Raw genomic sequence first — 14,350 nt, forward strand, 5'->3', positions numbered from 1 at the left:
GCAGTTACATGGACGGTGTCGGCCGCTGCGGCGCCTGCGGCTGGGTATAAGGCCGCATGGCTTCAGGCGTGCGGAAGTCCCGCGGCACCTCAAAATCCTTCGCTGCGCCGTGGCTCTGCTCGATCCCGCGGGGATAGCCGGTGCGGTCCGAGTAATCCTGCATGGGCGGCAGCGGATGCGGGCTCTCGCGGCTGAGCGTCTGGGCGCAGTAGACGTCGAGAGCCGTCACGCCGGCTACCGCCGCCATGGCAATGCCGACATTGCCCTTCTTCGGGTTCCGACCTTCGAGCGCCGTTGCGAGCGTCGCCAGATCGAGCCCGTCGCCTGCTACACGGCCCCAGATCCACGGCGTCGGATCCTTAGAGGCCAGGATGCCGATGCCGGTTGCGATCTCGCGCACGCCATAGCCGGCGATCAGGCCCTCCTGCCCCTTCATGCCGAGCGCCCGTGCCAGGGCGCGCGGTGCCACGACTTCGGCGATGCCGAGAGCAATGGAGAAGATCCCGAGGCCGCGCGCCAGGGTGTCGGTGGCCGTATCGGCATGGCCACGACGGCGTGTTCTTTCGGTTTCGTAGCGCATGATCTCACCTATCAGGGTTTGAGAACGACCTTGATGCAGCCGTCCTGCTTGTCGCGGAAGATCTTGTACATGTCGGGGCCCTCATCGAGCCCCACCGTGTGGGTGATGACGAAGGACGGATCGATCTGCCCTTCCTCGATGCGGCGCAGGAGATCGTCGGTCCAGCGGTTCACATGCGTCTGACCGGTGCGGATGGTAAGGCCCTTGTTCATGATCGCGCCGAACGGAATCTTGTCGAGAAGGCCGCCATAGACACCAGGCACCGAGAGCGTGCCTGCGGGGCGGCAGACATAGGCCATCTCACGCAAAACGTGCGGACGATCCGTCTCCATCATGGTCGCCTGCTTCACGCGATCGTACATGGCATCGACTGTGCCCGCCGCATGCGCCTCCATGCCGACGGAGTCGATGCACTTCTCAGGCCCCTTGCCGTTGGTGAGTTCGTTGAGACGCTCGATCACGCTCTCTTCGTCGAAGTTGATCGTGATGGCGCCGCCTGCCCTTGCCATGTCGAGGCGCTCGGGAACCCGGTCGATAGCGATGACCTGCTTCGCGCCGAGCAGGATGGCACTTCGGATCGCCATCTGACCGACAGGGCCTGCACCCCAGATCGCCACCGTATCGGTCGGCTCGATGTCGCACTGGACAGCAGCCTGCCAGCCGGTGGGGAAGATGTCGCTGAGGAAGAGCAGTTGCTCGTCGGACAGCGTGCTGGGGACCTTGATGTGTGTGGCATCGGCGAAGGGAACGCGCAGGTATTCCGCCTGCCCGCCCGGATAGCCGCCGGTGAGATGCGTGTAGCCGAAGAGACCCGCGGTGGTGTGTCCGAAGGCCTTGGCGGCGATGTGGCCGTTGCGGTTCGTCCGCTCACAGACCGAGAAGTTGCCGCGTTTGCACTGGTCGCACTCCCCGCAGATGATGGTGAACGGGATCACCACGCGGTCGCCGACCTTCAGCTTGCCCTTGGCCTCCGGGCCGACCTCGACCACCTCGCCCATGGACTCGTGGCCCATGATGTCGCCGGACTTCATACCAGGCATGAAATGATCGTAGAGATGGAGATCCGAGCCGCAGATGGCGCAGCTCGTCACCTTGATGATCGCGTCGCGCGGATGCTCGATCTGAGGATCGGGAACCGAATCGCAGCGGATATCGGTGGTGCCATGCCAAACAAGCGCCTTCATCGACGTCTCCCTCACTGTCTGGAAAATGGCCAAGCTTCACCGCCCGACCGCCTTCGTCACAGGAAAGACTTCTTGATGGGGCTTTACGTTCCCTCTCGCGCCGTAAAAACTGCTGCCTACCCCGTCCGGGCGACGGGATTGACATGCTCGGGCAGGCTGCGGATCAGGTCGGCGAGCGCAGGCTCCAGCACCTGATGGGCAGCATCCTCCACGGCGAACCACTGCGCCTGACGCTGGCCCTTCTCGCGCCAGGACTTGAGCTGCTTGGACACCTCGAGCGGATAGACATTCACCTGGCATAGGTCGAAATGCGCGGCCCGGCGCTTCCAGTAATCATAGGAGCCGAGAGGCTTGTTCTTGATCTCGCCCTTGACGCCTGCCTCTTCCTCCGCCTCCTGGGCCGCCGCCTTGTGAGGCTTCTTGCCCTTCATGGGCCAGCCCTTGGGGATCAGCCAGCGCTTGGTCTCGCGTGACGTAACGAGAAGCACCTCGATCCTTCCGTCTCGGATCCGAAAGGGCAGTGCAGCAACCTGGCTGAGTTTGTCTTTGGAGGTTTGTGGCATTCGACGAGAGTAGGGTTCCTATCGGGTAAAATTGTAACGTAGATGATTTGAGCCGGCTAAGAAAGGACTTAGGCGAAACAATATGAGGACATTGTTGCCTTTGGCCTCATACGATTCTCCATCCTCTCGAAGCTTGATGACGGGTTCATAACAACAATGGCCCCGCTTTTGATCCAGAAGGACACGCTGCCCCGATGACGACCAACGGTCTGGACATGAGATTTGCCGCCGCCTGCGCCATTGCCAGGGAGGCGGGCGTGCTGGCGCGCAAGCGCTTTCTGGAGCGTCCGCGCTCGCAGCGGCCCGACTTCAAGGGGCCTCAGGACTTTCTCACCGCTACGGATGCCGAGGTGGAGGAACTGATCCGCACACGCCTGAGCACCCTGTTCCCCGCGGATTCCTTCTTCGGCGAGGAAGGCGGCGGCTCGTTCGAGCGCGACGTGTGGGTGGTGGACCCCATCGACGGCACGGCGAATTTCGCCCGCGGCATCCCGCATTTCGCCATCTCCATTGCGTTCGTGCGCGACAACCGCGTCGAGATCGGCGTGATCTATGACGTGATGCATGCTGAACTCTACACCGCCCAGCGCGGGCGCGGCGCCATCCTTAACGGCGAGCCGATCCGGGTGAGCGGCCTGGCCGACATGAACCAGGCAACGGTAGAGGCCGGCTGGTCGCCGCGCCTGCCGCCCGAGCCCTACATCGCTGCCGTCGACAAGCTCAAGACGTCAGGCGCCAACGTGCGCCGCGCCGGTTCGGGAACCCTCGGCCTGGCCTACGTGGCTGACGGGCGCATCGATGCCTATTGCGAACTCCACATCAATTCCTGGGATGCCCTGGCCGGCCTGCTGATCATCGAGGAAGCCGGCGGCTGGACCAACGATTTCCTGGCCAAGGACGGCCTGCGCAAAGGCAATCCTGTCCTTGCCTGCACGCCGGAACTGGCGACTGCTCTGATGGCCGCTACGGGGATCTCCAAAGAGCCTTGATCCAGGCATGTTATTCTAAAGATTCACGATTGAACGGCCGGCAAGGCTCTTGACCCGCCGTCGCAATGGAGGGAGCTTAGCCGGCCAAACAAAACGATAAGAACATCAGCACGGGAGGATGAATATGGAACCGAAGAAGACTTTCGCGGCGGCAACCATGCTGGCAGGCACCATGACGGCCCTGTCCTTCATGTCCGCCGGAGCAGCCCAGGCACAAGGAGCGCTGGTCATGTACTGCGCCGTGCAGGAAGAGTGGTGCCGCGCCATGACCACTGCGTTCGAGCGCGAGACGGGCATCAAGGTCTCCATGACCCGCAAGAGCTCCGGCGAGATCTATGCGCAGCTCAAGGCCGAGTCCCAGAATCCCCGCGCCGACATCTGGTGGGGCGGCACCGGCGACCCTCATATGCAGGCCGCCGAGGAAGGCCTGACGGAAGAATACAAATCGCCGAAGATGAGCGAGTTGCAGGATTGGGCCGTGCGCCAGTGGGAACAGTCCAAGCAGCGCACGGTCGGCATCTATTCGGGCGCGCTCGGCTTCGGCTACAACACCGATCAGGCCAAGGCGAACAATATCGGCGAGCCGAAATGCTGGGCCGACCTGCTCAAGGCTGAGCTGAAGGACGAGGTGCAGGTCGCCGATCCGAATTCCTCCGGCACGGCCTATACGCTTCTCGCCACCATCATCCAGATCATGGGTGAGGACAAAGGCTTCGAGTACCTCAAAGCCCTGCACAAGAACGTCAATCAGTATACCAAGTCGGGCGCAGCCCCGGCCAAGGCGACAGCCCTGGGTGAGACCACCGTTGGCATCACGTTCCTGCACGACATGGTGACGATGGTCGTCGACAAGGCGCCGGTGAAGGTCGTGGCCCCCTGCGAGGGCACGGGCTATGAGATCGGCTCCATGTCGCTCATCAAGGGTGCCAAGAACATGGACAGTGCCAAGAAGTTCTACGACTGGGCGCTGACCGCCGACGCGCAGAAGCTCGGCGCCGACGCCAAGTCTTATCAGGTGCCGTCGAACAAGAACACGCCGATCCCCCCGCAGGCTCCGAAGCTCACCGACATCAAGCTGATCAACTTCGACTTCGCGAAGTATGGATCGTCCGAAGAGCGCAGACGCCTCCTGTCCAAGTGGGACAACGAGGTGAAGAACCTGCCGAAATAGTCCGGCCTGCAATGCCTTCGGCGAGACGGCTCACGCCTCGCCGAAGGCAATTTTAGCGCGATCGATTGGAAGGTTGGTCCTCAGACCGGCCGTGAGGCAGGAATACGAAGATGTCACGGGCAACCCTTGGCTGGATCGTTCTGAGCTGGGTCGGATTTGCCCTCCTGCCCTGGTATGGTTTCGAGCGCTCCGCCTCCCCCACTATCGCCGATTATTTCGTCAGCGGATCGGCTTTGGTCCACGGCATGCGGGGCGCCTGGTGGCTCCTGCCGATCCTCGTGCCGCTCGGCATGGCGCTGGTTCCTGTCCTCCGGCCATCGCACGGACAGAAGGGCAACTGGCTCGTCGCATCGGGACTTCTCGGTCTCGCCCTCATCGTCCTTCAGGGCTTTGCCATCGGCCTCAACGGCTGGACGCTCGACATCCTGAGAGGCCTGTTCGGCGAGCCTGGCCCGAGCCAGGCCGGCATGGGCTATGGCGCAGCCCTCACTTCGGCGGCCCTTCTGATCGTCCTCTGCCACGGCTTAGCCGCGCGTGGCTGGTGCCGCGGCGATGCCTTCATCACCTCGTCCATCGGCGCCGTCGTCGCGCTCATTATCGTCTTCGTCTTCTTCCCGGTCTCGACGATCCTGGCGAGCGCATTCGCTGACAACAGCGGTAACTTCGCGCCGTCCGAGTTCATCGCCAAATTCATGGACAGGTCGATCTGGGGCCTCGACTGCCTGACGAGCAACTTGCGCTGCGGTGTGGCCTGGAACACCCTGTTTCTCGGACTGCTCGTCGCCTTCGGCACCACGGCCCTCGGCCTTGCCTTCGCGCTCATCGCGACGCGCACCGAGTTCCGCTACAAGAAGCTGCTGCGCGTCATGAGCGTGCTGCCCATCATCACGCCGCCCTTCGTGATCGGTCTCGCGTTGATCCTGCTCTTCGGCCGCTCGGGTGCCCTGTCGAACCTTCTCTGGGAATGGTTCGGCGTGCCGCGGTCGCGCTGGATCTATGGCCTTCCCGGCGTGTTCATCGCGCAGCTCCTGGCCTTCACGCCGATCGCCTTCCTCGTGTTCATCGGCGTGGTGCAGGGCATCAGCCCGACGCTGGAGGAAGCCTCCCAGACCCTGCGCGCCAAAAGCTGGACGACCTTCTGGACCGTGACGCTGCCGCTCATGCGCCCGGGCCTTGCCAATGCATTCCTGCTCGGCTTCGTGGAAAGCCTCGCGGATTTCGGCAATCCCCTGGTGCTCGCCGGCAATTACGAGGTCCTCTCCACCAAGATCTTCTTCGCGGTCGTGGGTGCGCAGCAGGATCAGGGCCGGGCGGCGGTGCTCTCCATCATCCTACTCGCCTTCACGCTCGGCGCCTTCTGGATGCAGCATACATGGCTCGGCAAGAAGGTCTACACCACAGTGACCGGCAAGGGCGATGCAGGCATTCCGCTGCCGCTGCCGCAGCGGGTGGCGCTCGCCTCCTATTTCACAGCGATCCCGTGGGCGGTCTTCACGCTTGCCGTTTATGCGATCATCGTCGTCGGCGCCTTCGTACGATCCATGGGCCGCGACTACACGCCGACCTTCGAGCATTTCCTCACCGCCTTCCGCGTCGAGCGCACGGAATGGGGCCTTCACTTCTCGGGCTCGGCCTGGGACTCGTTCTTTGCCACCGTGAAGGTGGCGGCTCTCTCGGCACCGCTCACCGCCGCCATCGGCCTGCTCACGGCCTATCTCCTCACGCGCCAGCGCTTCGCCGGCCAGCGCTCCTTCGAGTTCGGCACGCTGTTGAGCTTCGCCATTCCCGGCACCGTGGTGGGCGTGTCCTACATCCTCGCGTTCAACGTGCCGCCCATCGAGATCACCGGAACGGGCTTTATCCTCGTGATGTGCTTCGTGTTCCGCAACATGCCCGTGGGCGTGCGCTCCGGCATCGCCACCTTAAGCCAGATCGACAAGAGCCTCGACGAGGCCTCCCTCACCCTGGGCGCCCGCTCGTCGACCACCATGCGCCGCGTGGTGCTGCCGCTGCTGCGGCCGGCCATCGTCGCCTCGCTGGTCTATTCTTTCGTGCGCGCCATGACGGCGGTCAGCGCCGTGATCTTCCTCGTCACCGCCGAGTACAACATGGCCACGACCTATATCGTCGGCCGCGTCGAGGCGGGCGAGTTCGGTCTTGCGATTGCCTATTCCACCGCGCTCATCCTCGTCATGCTGCTCGCCATCGTGGCGATCCAGCTCATGGTCGGCGAGCGGCGCCTCGGGCGCCGCAGCGCGAGCGCCGCCCCCTCCCCCGTTGCCGTGCAGGCGGTTCCATGAACAAGATGTCCTCCGTCCATTCCCTCTCCCGCCCCGGTGCATCCAAGAAGCAGGCGGCGTCCGTGGAATTCCGCAACGTGACGAAGCGCTATGGCAACGTCACGGCCGTGGACAACGTCTCCTTCACCATCGCACCAGGCCAGCTTGTCACCCTGCTCGGCCCCTCCGGCTGCGGCAAGACCACGACCCTGCGCATGATTGCCGGGCTCGAGATGGCGAGCGAGGGCCAGATCCTGATCGGCGACCGCGACGTGACGAACCTGTCCGCTGCCGACAGGGACGTGAGCATGGTGTTCCAGTCCTACGCGCTCTTTCCCCACATGTCGGTGCTGGAGAACGTGGCGTATGGCCCAACCGTGCAGGGCGTCCCGAAGAAGGACGCCTATGCGATGGCCATGGAGAAGCTCGATATCATCGGCTTGAAAGGTCTCGAGAAGCGCGCCCCCTCTGAGCTTTCCGGAGGGCAGCAGCAGCGCGTGGCGGTCGCCCGCGCCCTCGTGCTGGAGCCGCAGGTCCTGCTCTTCGACGAACCTCTCTCTAACCTCGATGCCAAGCTGCGACGACGCGTGCGTGAGGACATCCGCGAGTTGCAGCAGAACCTCAATCTCACCGTGGCCTACGTGACGCACGACCAGGAGGAGGCGCTTGCGGTCTCCGACCATATCATCGTCATGTCGAATGCCCGTATCGCCCAGACCGGCACGCCGCACGAGCTCTACGAGGAGCCGGCAAACCTGTTCGTCGCCGACTTCATTGGTGACGCCAACATCATCACCGGAGATGTTGCAAGCATCGCCGGCCCGACGGCGCAGGTGAAGATCGGCGGCCTCAATCTTCAGCTCCCTCATCGCGGCGCCAGTCAGGGCCCTGTCAAGCTGGCCGCCCGGCCCGATGCCATTTTTCTCGATGAGGCGGTGCAGGCCGGTGGCTTGGTTGGCACGGTGCGCAAGACGTCCTACCTCGGCACGCAGGTGGAATACGACGTGGAGAGCCCGATCGGAAACCTGTTCGTAGTTCAATACGGACGGAAAGACGCAATCGCGCCCGGCACTCCGGTGTCGATCTCCTTCGCAACCCAGCGAGGCGTCGCCATCATTCCGGATGCCTGAAGACGCCGAAACGCACCTTCATCGGAAATATGAGAGTAGGGTTGCAACTCCAGCGGGGTGCATTCTAAGACGCGAGGGTTTATCTCCTTCGTCGTTAGCCAAGACATTCTAGAGACGACGTGATGCTCAAAGCCTTGATCTTCGACATGGACGGCACCCTGGTGCATAGCGACCCGGCCCACCTGGAGGCCTTTGCCCAGACCCTGGGACCTCAAGGCGTCGTGATCAGCGAGGACCTGTATCGCACCTCGATCATCGGCCACACGAACGAGTCGATCTTTGCCGCACTCCTGCCCCATCTGCCGGTCGAGGAGCATGAGGTCTATGCGGACCGTAAGGAAGCCGCCTTCCGGCGTCTCGCGCTCGAGCTCAAGCCGTTGGAGGGCCTGCTCGAACTGTTCGATTGGGCCGAGGCCCGCGGCATCAGGCTTGCCCTGGTCACCAATGCCCCCCTGCTGAACGCGACCCATATCCTCGACATTCTAGGCATTACCAACCGGTTCGAGGTGAAGATCACCATCGATCAGGTCGAGCGCGGCAAGCCCGATCCTCTGCCCTACGTCACAGCCATTGAGCGGCTCGGCATCCGTGCGGAAGAGGCCATCGCCTTCGAGGACTCGCCCTCGGGAATGAGGGCGGCCAAGGGAGCCGGGCTGTTCTCCTTCGGCGTCCTCACCGGCCTCAGCGCCACGGAGCTCACCAAGGTCGGTGCCGACAGGACCATCGAGACCTTCCTCGACAGCGCGCTCTGGGAGGTTCTGGAGCGCAGGATCGCAGCTTAACCCTCAAGCTGCATCGGATTGCTCGTCCATTCCATCACCTGCCGCATCGAAGCGTCGCCGGGCAGTGAGAATCTCATCCCGGTTCTGGATCGCCCAATCGCCTAAAGCCCGCACAGTCTTGAGCAGGGAGCAACCCAGCCCTGTGAGCTGGTAATCCACCCGGGGCGGAATGGTCGGATAGACTGTGCGCGTGACGAGCCCGTCGCGCTCCAATCCGCGCAGGGTCAGGGTCAGCATCCGCTGGGAGATCCCGGTCACGGCTCGGCGTAACTCGTTGAATCTCTTAGGCCCTTCGCCCATCTGGACCACCACTTGGACGCTCCACTTGTCGCCGACCCGTGACAGGATCTCCGTCACGGTGCGGCAATCGGTGGGCACATGGATGTGACTGGGTGACATGAAAGTGCCTCCTTGCGAAAGGCTGCGGAAGTTACTTAATGAGCCTCGGTAACAAAAGGGAACTTAAGTGTTCCTGCCTCCGAATGCAAATGAAGGACGTCCTATGAAGCCCAAGCTTCACATCATCATCGCCAGCACCCGCCCCGGTCGCGTCGGCCCGAGCATCGCCCAATGGTTCAGCGAATACACCGCCGAGCATGGCAAGTTCGAGCCGGTCCTGGTCGATCTCGCGGAGTTCAACCTGCCGCTCTTCGACGAGCCCGAGCACCCGATGAAGCAGAACTACCACCATGCCCATACCAAGGCATGGGCCGCGAGCGTGTCGGCCGCCGACGCCTTCGTGTTCGTCACGCCCGAGTACAACTACGCCCCGCCGCCGGCCCTGGTGAACGCGCTGAACTACCTGTCGCGCGAGTGGAACTACGCTCCCGCCGGCTTCGTGAGCTATGGCGGCATCTCCGGCGGCCTGCGTTCGGTCCAGGTGGCCAAGCAGATCGTCACGACCCTGAAGATGATGCCGATCCCGGAAGGCGTGCCGATGCCGATGGTGTTCCAGAACCTGGACGAGAACGGCAGGCTCAAGCCGCAAGACATCTACAGGACGTCCGCCGCGACGATGCTGGACGAACTCTTCCGCTGGACGGAATCCCTCAAGTCACTGCGGGCTGATCGCAAGACTCCTTTGAAGGCTGCAGCCTGAACGACTGAAAGCATGATGACGAAAGGGCACCGCTGGAGCATTCCAGCGGTGCCCTTCGTTTAGAGGTGTTGGAGAGACCAAATCTGCGATCCTTGAAACCAAGAACATCAAGGCTCAGGATGCAGGCAGTCTCCCGGAGCGCGACATGACACCAGACGACGTTCGCCGCCTTGCTCTTGCTCTGCCGGAAGCCAGCGAGAGCTCCCACATGAAACGTCCGGATTTTCGAGTGCGGAGCAAGATCTTTGCGACGCTCCATCCGGACGAGCAGCGCGCCGTCGTGAAGCTCACCACTGAGGATCAGCAGGTGCGGGTCGAGGCGGAGCCGCTCGTCTTCGCTGCCATACAGGGCAAATGGGGCCTTCAGGGCTGGACGAGTGTCAACTTGGCGCTCACCGACGAGGCGACGCTGCAGAGCGTCCTGCTCGCCGCCTGGCGTGTTGTGGCGCCGAAGAGCCTTGCTGCGAGGGCGGCCGGCAATGCGCCAGCCGCCTAGACCAATCGGGATCGGGCTTAGACCCGTCCGGCCAGCGCATCCTCGAAGAGCTTGCGGGCGCTCTCCTTCGTGATCGGGACCGGATTGCCGCCGGCGGTGGGATCGTTCGGCGCCATCTCGGACATCTCGTCGAAGCGGGCGCTGTCCACTTTCAGCCCCTCCAGCGTGTGCGGCACGCCGAGATCCTTGCGCAGTTGCAGCACCCAGTCGAGGAAGGCCTGGAACGAAGGCTCGAGGCCGATATAGGCGGCGAGCCGCTCGATGCGCTCCTCGATGGCATTGCGGTTATAGACCAGCACGTAGGGCATGAAGACCGCGTTGGTCAGGCCGTGATGGGTGTCGTAGAGCGCGCCGGTCGGGTGCGAGAGCGCATGGATGGCGCCGAGCCCCTTCTGGAACGCCGTGGCACCCATGGCGGCCGCCGACATCAGCTGTGCGCGGGCTTCGATGTCCTTGCCGTCCTTGTAGGCGCGGGGCAGATATTCCTTCACGAGGCGGATGCCCTCCACCGCGATGCCGTCGGCCAGCGGATGGTAGCCCGGTGCGCAATAGGCCTCGATGCAATGCGCCAGCGCGTCGAGACCCGTGCCGGCCGTGATGTGGGGCGGCATGCCCACCGTCAGTTCCGGATCGCAGATCACGATCTTCGGCATCATCAGCGGATGGAAGATCACTTTCTTGGTGTGGGTGGCCTCCTGGGTAATCACGCCGGCGCGACCCACTTCCGAACCCGTGCCGGCGGTCGTCGGCACGGCGATGATCGGCTGAATGCCGTTCGGGTCCGCCCGGGTCCACCAATCGCCGATATCCTCGAAATCCCACATGGGGCGCGTCTGGCCCGCCATGAAGGCGATGACCTTGCCGGCATCGAGCGCCGAGCCGCCGCCGAAGGCCACAACGCCGTCGTGCTTTCCGGCTTTCAGGGCTTCCAGGCCCTTGTACACGTTAGTCTCGACCGGGTTCGGCTTGATGTCCGAGAAGATCGCGGCTTTCAGGCCTGCGCTCATCAGTTGATCGAGCGCCGCCTTCGTCATCGGTTGCGTAGCGAGGAACGGGTCCGTCACGATGAGCGGAGCGTGCATGCCGACGGACTTGCAGGCTTCCGCCAGTTCCGAGATGCGGCCTGCGCCGAAGCGGATCGCAGTGGGATAGCTCCAGTTGGAACGGGGAGACATGGTCATGATGCTTTCAATCAGATCTGGCGGAGGTGGTAGGATTTGGGACGGGTGAGCGACTCGTAGGCGAGACGCGACAGGCTCGCGCCGCGGCCGGTGTCCTTCACTCCCGTCCAGGCGAGCGCGGGATCGAGATAGTCGCAGCGGTTCATGAACACGGTGCCGGTCTCGAGCTTCTCGCCGATGGCTTCCGCCGCATCGACGTCCGAGGTCCAGATCGCGGCCGAGAGACCGTAGGGCGAGTCGTTCATGAGGCGGATCGCCTCCTCGTCGCCCGTCACCTTCATGATGCCCACTGTAGGGCCGAAGCTCTCCTCGCGCATGACGCTCATGGAGTGGTCGACATTCGTGAGCACCTGCGGTGCGAGATAGGCGGTGTCGCCAGTATCAGCGGCAAAGTGCTTCGTGTCGATATGCGCCTTCGCGCCCTTCGCCACGGCTTCCGCATTCTGCCCGCGCACGAGATCGGCAAAGCGCCGGTGCGCCATGGGCCCAAGCGTCGTCGCCTCGTCGAGCGGGTTGCCGAGCACGTACTTGTTCACGAGATCGACCGCACCCTCGACGAAGCGGTCGTAGTGCTTCTCGTGCACATAGATGCGCTCGATGCCGCAGCAGCATTGCCCTGAGTTGAAGAACGCGCCGTCCACGAGGTTCTCGATGGCATGATCGAGATTAGCATCCTCGCGCACATAGGCCGGGTCCTTGCCGCCGAGCTCGAGGCCGAGCGAGGTGAAGGAGCCCGCGGCTGCGCGTTCGATGGAGCGGCCGCCGGAGACGGAGCCGGTGAAGTTGCAGTGATCAACCAGGCCGCCGCTCAGGATGCGGCTCGTCTGGTCGTGGCTGAGATGAAGGTTCTGGAACAGGCCTTTCGGCATGCCGGCGCGGTCCATCGCTATCTGGAAGCGCTCGCCTGCCAGCACGGTCTGCGAAGCGTGCTTCAACAGCACCGCGTTGCCGGCCATGAGCGCCGGCACGATGGTGTTGATGGCTGTGAGATAGGGATAGTTCCACGGTGCGATCACGAGCACGAGGCCCACGGGCTCGCGCTTGATCATGCGGCGGAAGCCCGCCTTCTCGTCATCGGCCGGCATCGGCTGCAGGCTCTTCTCGGCAATCGAGATCATGTAGCGCGCCCGCTCCTCGACGCCGCGGAACTCGCCGCCATAGCGCACAGGCCGACCCATCTGCTGGGCAATCTCGGGCACCACCTCCTGATTCATGGCGAGCAGGGCATCGAGGAAGGCGGAAACCCTGCTCGCGCGCTCCGCGATGCTGGTGTTGCGCCACGCTTTTTGTGCCTCTCGTGCGGAGGTGATCGCCGCGTCGATGGCAGCCTCGGACATGATGGGGCGGCGGACGAGCTCGCGTCCGTCGATAGGGGAAATGCAGACGATATCGGTATCGGCCATGGTGTGATGCCTGAAAGACCATGAACCCGGAAGGCCATGGTCCTCTCCTGTGCTTGAGTCTCGAAAAGGCTTTTAGATGATCTCGAAGTACCGCGCGAGTTGCCAATCGGTGATAGCCTTGCGCGCCTCGCGCTCCTCCCATTCGCGGGTTGCAGCGTAATGCTCCACGAAGGTGTCGCCGAAGAGCTGGCGCGCGGGCTGCGACCCTTTCAGCCGCTCGGCTGCCTCGCTTAAGGAACGCGGCAGGGCCCGCTCCTTCGGGTGCTCGACCGCGTAGGCATTGCCCTGGATCGGCTCGCCCGGATCGATCCGGTTCTCGATGCCCCAAAGGCCGGAGCCGATAGCGGCCGCGAGCGCGATATACGGGTTGATGTCGGCAGCCGCGACTCGGTACTCCACCCGCTGGGATTTTTCGGAGCCCGGGATGACGCGCAGTGCCGTGGTGCGGTTCTCCACGCCCCACGCAGAGTCGGTGGGAGCCCAGAAGCCGGGAATCAGCCGTGTGTAGCTGTTCACCGTGCAGGCCACCATGGCGAGGATTTCGGGCATCAGCTTCTGCTGACCGCCCACGAACCAGCGCATGGCCTCCGACATGTTATGCTTGGCCTGAGGGTCGTAGAAGGCGCCCTTGCCGGTTTTGAGATCACGCAGGGACGTGTGCAGGTGGCCGGACTGGCCGGGCCAGTCGCGCGACCACTTGGCCATGAAGGTGGCCATCCAGCCGCGGCGCTGGGCGAGAATCTTGGTATAGGTCTTGAACAGGGCCGCCTTGTCGGCTGCGCTCAACGCGTCGTCAACGCGGATCGCAGCCTCCAGCACACCGGGTCCTGTCTCCGTATGCAGGCCCTCGATCTCGAAATCCATCTTCTTTCCGAGGTCGAGAAGCTCATGGTAGAAATCCGCATGCACGCCAGAGCGCAGCACCGAGTAGCCGAAGAAGCCCGGCGTGATGTTCTTGAGATCGCGGTAGCTCTTTTCGCGCACGGAATGCGGCGTTTCCTCGAACAGGAAGAACTCGAACTCGGCCGCGGCCGAGACCGCAAAGCCCATATCCTCCGCCTTCTTCAGCACCCGCCGGAGCACGCCGCGCGGGCAGGCTGCCTCCGCATAGCCCTCGAACTCGGCTAGGAAGAACGGAAGGTCGTTCTCAAAGGGAATGAGCCGCATGGATTCCGGGATCACCCGCGCCGTCGCATCGGGATACGCGGTGTGCCAGCCGGTCAGAGTGGTATTGTCGTAGAGCTGGTCATTGGAGTCCCAGCCCAGCACCACGTCGCAGAAGCCGAAGCCCTTCTCGAGGGCGGACTCGAACTTGTCGCGGGCCATGTACTTGCCGCGCATGATGCCGTCCACGTCCGTTAGCCCGATCTTCACGAAGGGCAGATCGCGGCTGCGCACGTATTCCAGCGCGTCAGTGGCATTCTTGATCTTGGGAGCGTCCATACGAAAAACCTTGACCATAAAAGGAGAAAGGGAGCGCGCAGCGGGCGCGC

General features: G+C 63.4%; 14 protein-coding genes. 7 read left to right on the forward strand and 7 right to left on the reverse strand.

Annotated elements, in window-relative coordinates; translation table 11 throughout:
- Positions 1-4: 4 nt before the first annotated feature.
- The 3 genes from JQC81_RS14490 to JQC81_RS14500 form a co-directional block, all read right to left on the reverse strand.
- The gene (locus JQC81_RS14490; protein ID WP_203272511.1) at positions 5-580 is read right to left on the reverse strand and encodes a cyclase dehydrase; all 576 of its coding nucleotides are present in this window, start codon (positions 578-580) and stop codon (positions 5-7) included.
- Between the two features lie 11 nt (positions 581-591).
- A complete protein-coding gene (locus tag JQC81_RS14495) occupies positions 592-1,764 on the reverse strand; it encodes a zinc-dependent alcohol dehydrogenase (protein WP_036357256.1) in 1,173 nt (390 codons plus the stop codon).
- 116 nt (positions 1,765-1,880) lie between these two features.
- Positions 1,881-2,327: an NUDIX hydrolase gene (locus JQC81_RS14500; protein ID WP_203272512.1), complete on the reverse strand. Its 447-nt coding sequence runs from the start codon at positions 2,325-2,327 to the stop codon at positions 1,881-1,883.
- A 194-nt stretch (positions 2,328-2,521) separates the two neighbouring features.
- Between JQC81_RS14500 and JQC81_RS14505 the strand changes: the two genes are divergently transcribed.
- From JQC81_RS14505 to JQC81_RS14525, 5 genes are all read left to right on the forward strand, one after another.
- Positions 2,522-3,316, forward strand: a complete 795-nt coding sequence (locus JQC81_RS14505; RefSeq protein WP_203272513.1) for an inositol monophosphatase family protein — start codon at positions 2,522-2,524, stop codon at positions 3,314-3,316.
- A 124-nt stretch (positions 3,317-3,440) separates the two neighbouring features.
- Positions 3,441-4,487, forward strand: a complete 1,047-nt coding sequence (locus JQC81_RS14510) for an ABC transporter substrate-binding protein (protein WP_246520421.1) — start codon at positions 3,441-3,443, stop codon at positions 4,485-4,487.
- A gap of 110 nt (positions 4,488-4,597) precedes the next feature.
- Positions 4,598-6,787 (forward strand): ABC transporter permease, encoded by a 2,190-nt coding sequence (locus JQC81_RS14515; protein ID WP_203272514.1) that lies wholly within the window; start codon positions 4,598-4,600, stop codon positions 6,785-6,787.
- 5 nt (positions 6,788-6,792) lie between these two features.
- Complete coding sequence (locus JQC81_RS14520) at positions 6,793-7,896, forward strand: ABC transporter ATP-binding protein (RefSeq protein ID WP_203272546.1); 1,104 nt, start codon at positions 6,793-6,795, stop codon at positions 7,894-7,896.
- 122 nt (positions 7,897-8,018) lie between these two features.
- The gene (locus JQC81_RS14525) at positions 8,019-8,678 is read left to right on the forward strand and encodes an HAD family hydrolase (RefSeq protein WP_203272515.1); all 660 of its coding nucleotides are present in this window, start codon (positions 8,019-8,021) and stop codon (positions 8,676-8,678) included.
- Between the two features lie 3 nt (positions 8,679-8,681).
- Here JQC81_RS14525 and JQC81_RS14530 read toward each other — a convergent pair whose 3' ends face one another.
- Positions 8,682-9,077: a winged helix-turn-helix transcriptional regulator gene (locus tag JQC81_RS14530; protein WP_203272516.1), complete on the reverse strand. Its 396-nt coding sequence runs from the start codon at positions 9,075-9,077 to the stop codon at positions 8,682-8,684.
- 103 nt (positions 9,078-9,180) lie between these two features.
- Between JQC81_RS14530 and JQC81_RS14535 the strand changes: the two genes are divergently transcribed.
- The gene (locus tag JQC81_RS14535) at positions 9,181-9,777 is read left to right on the forward strand and encodes an NADPH-dependent FMN reductase (protein WP_203272517.1); all 597 of its coding nucleotides are present in this window, start codon (positions 9,181-9,183) and stop codon (positions 9,775-9,777) included.
- A 145-nt stretch (positions 9,778-9,922) separates the two neighbouring features.
- Positions 9,923-10,273 (forward strand): MmcQ/YjbR family DNA-binding protein, encoded by a 351-nt coding sequence (locus JQC81_RS14540; protein WP_203272518.1) that lies wholly within the window; start codon positions 9,923-9,925, stop codon positions 10,271-10,273.
- A gap of 17 nt (positions 10,274-10,290) precedes the next feature.
- Here JQC81_RS14540 and JQC81_RS14545 read toward each other — a convergent pair whose 3' ends face one another.
- The 3 genes from JQC81_RS14545 to JQC81_RS14555 all read right to left on the reverse strand — a co-directional run bounded on the left by JQC81_RS14545 (position 10,291) and on the right by JQC81_RS14555 (position 14,300).
- Entirely contained in the window at positions 10,291-11,454 is a 1,164-nt protein-coding gene (locus JQC81_RS14545) for an iron-containing alcohol dehydrogenase (protein ID WP_203272519.1), read from the reverse strand.
- Between the two features lie 11 nt (positions 11,455-11,465).
- On the reverse strand, positions 11,466-12,857 hold the full coding sequence (locus JQC81_RS14550) for an aldehyde dehydrogenase family protein (RefSeq protein ID WP_203272520.1): 1,392 nt from the start codon (positions 12,855-12,857) through the stop codon (positions 11,466-11,468).
- A gap of 72 nt (positions 12,858-12,929) precedes the next feature.
- On the reverse strand, positions 12,930-14,300 hold the full coding sequence (locus JQC81_RS14555; protein ID WP_203272521.1) for a glutamine synthetase family protein: 1,371 nt from the start codon (positions 14,298-14,300) through the stop codon (positions 12,930-12,932).
- Between the last annotated feature and the right edge of the window lie 50 nt (positions 14,301-14,350).

It is taken from the genome of Microvirga arabica, from assembly GCF_016811235.1.
Lineage (GTDB): Bacteria > Pseudomonadota > Alphaproteobacteria > Rhizobiales > Beijerinckiaceae > Microvirga > Microvirga arabica.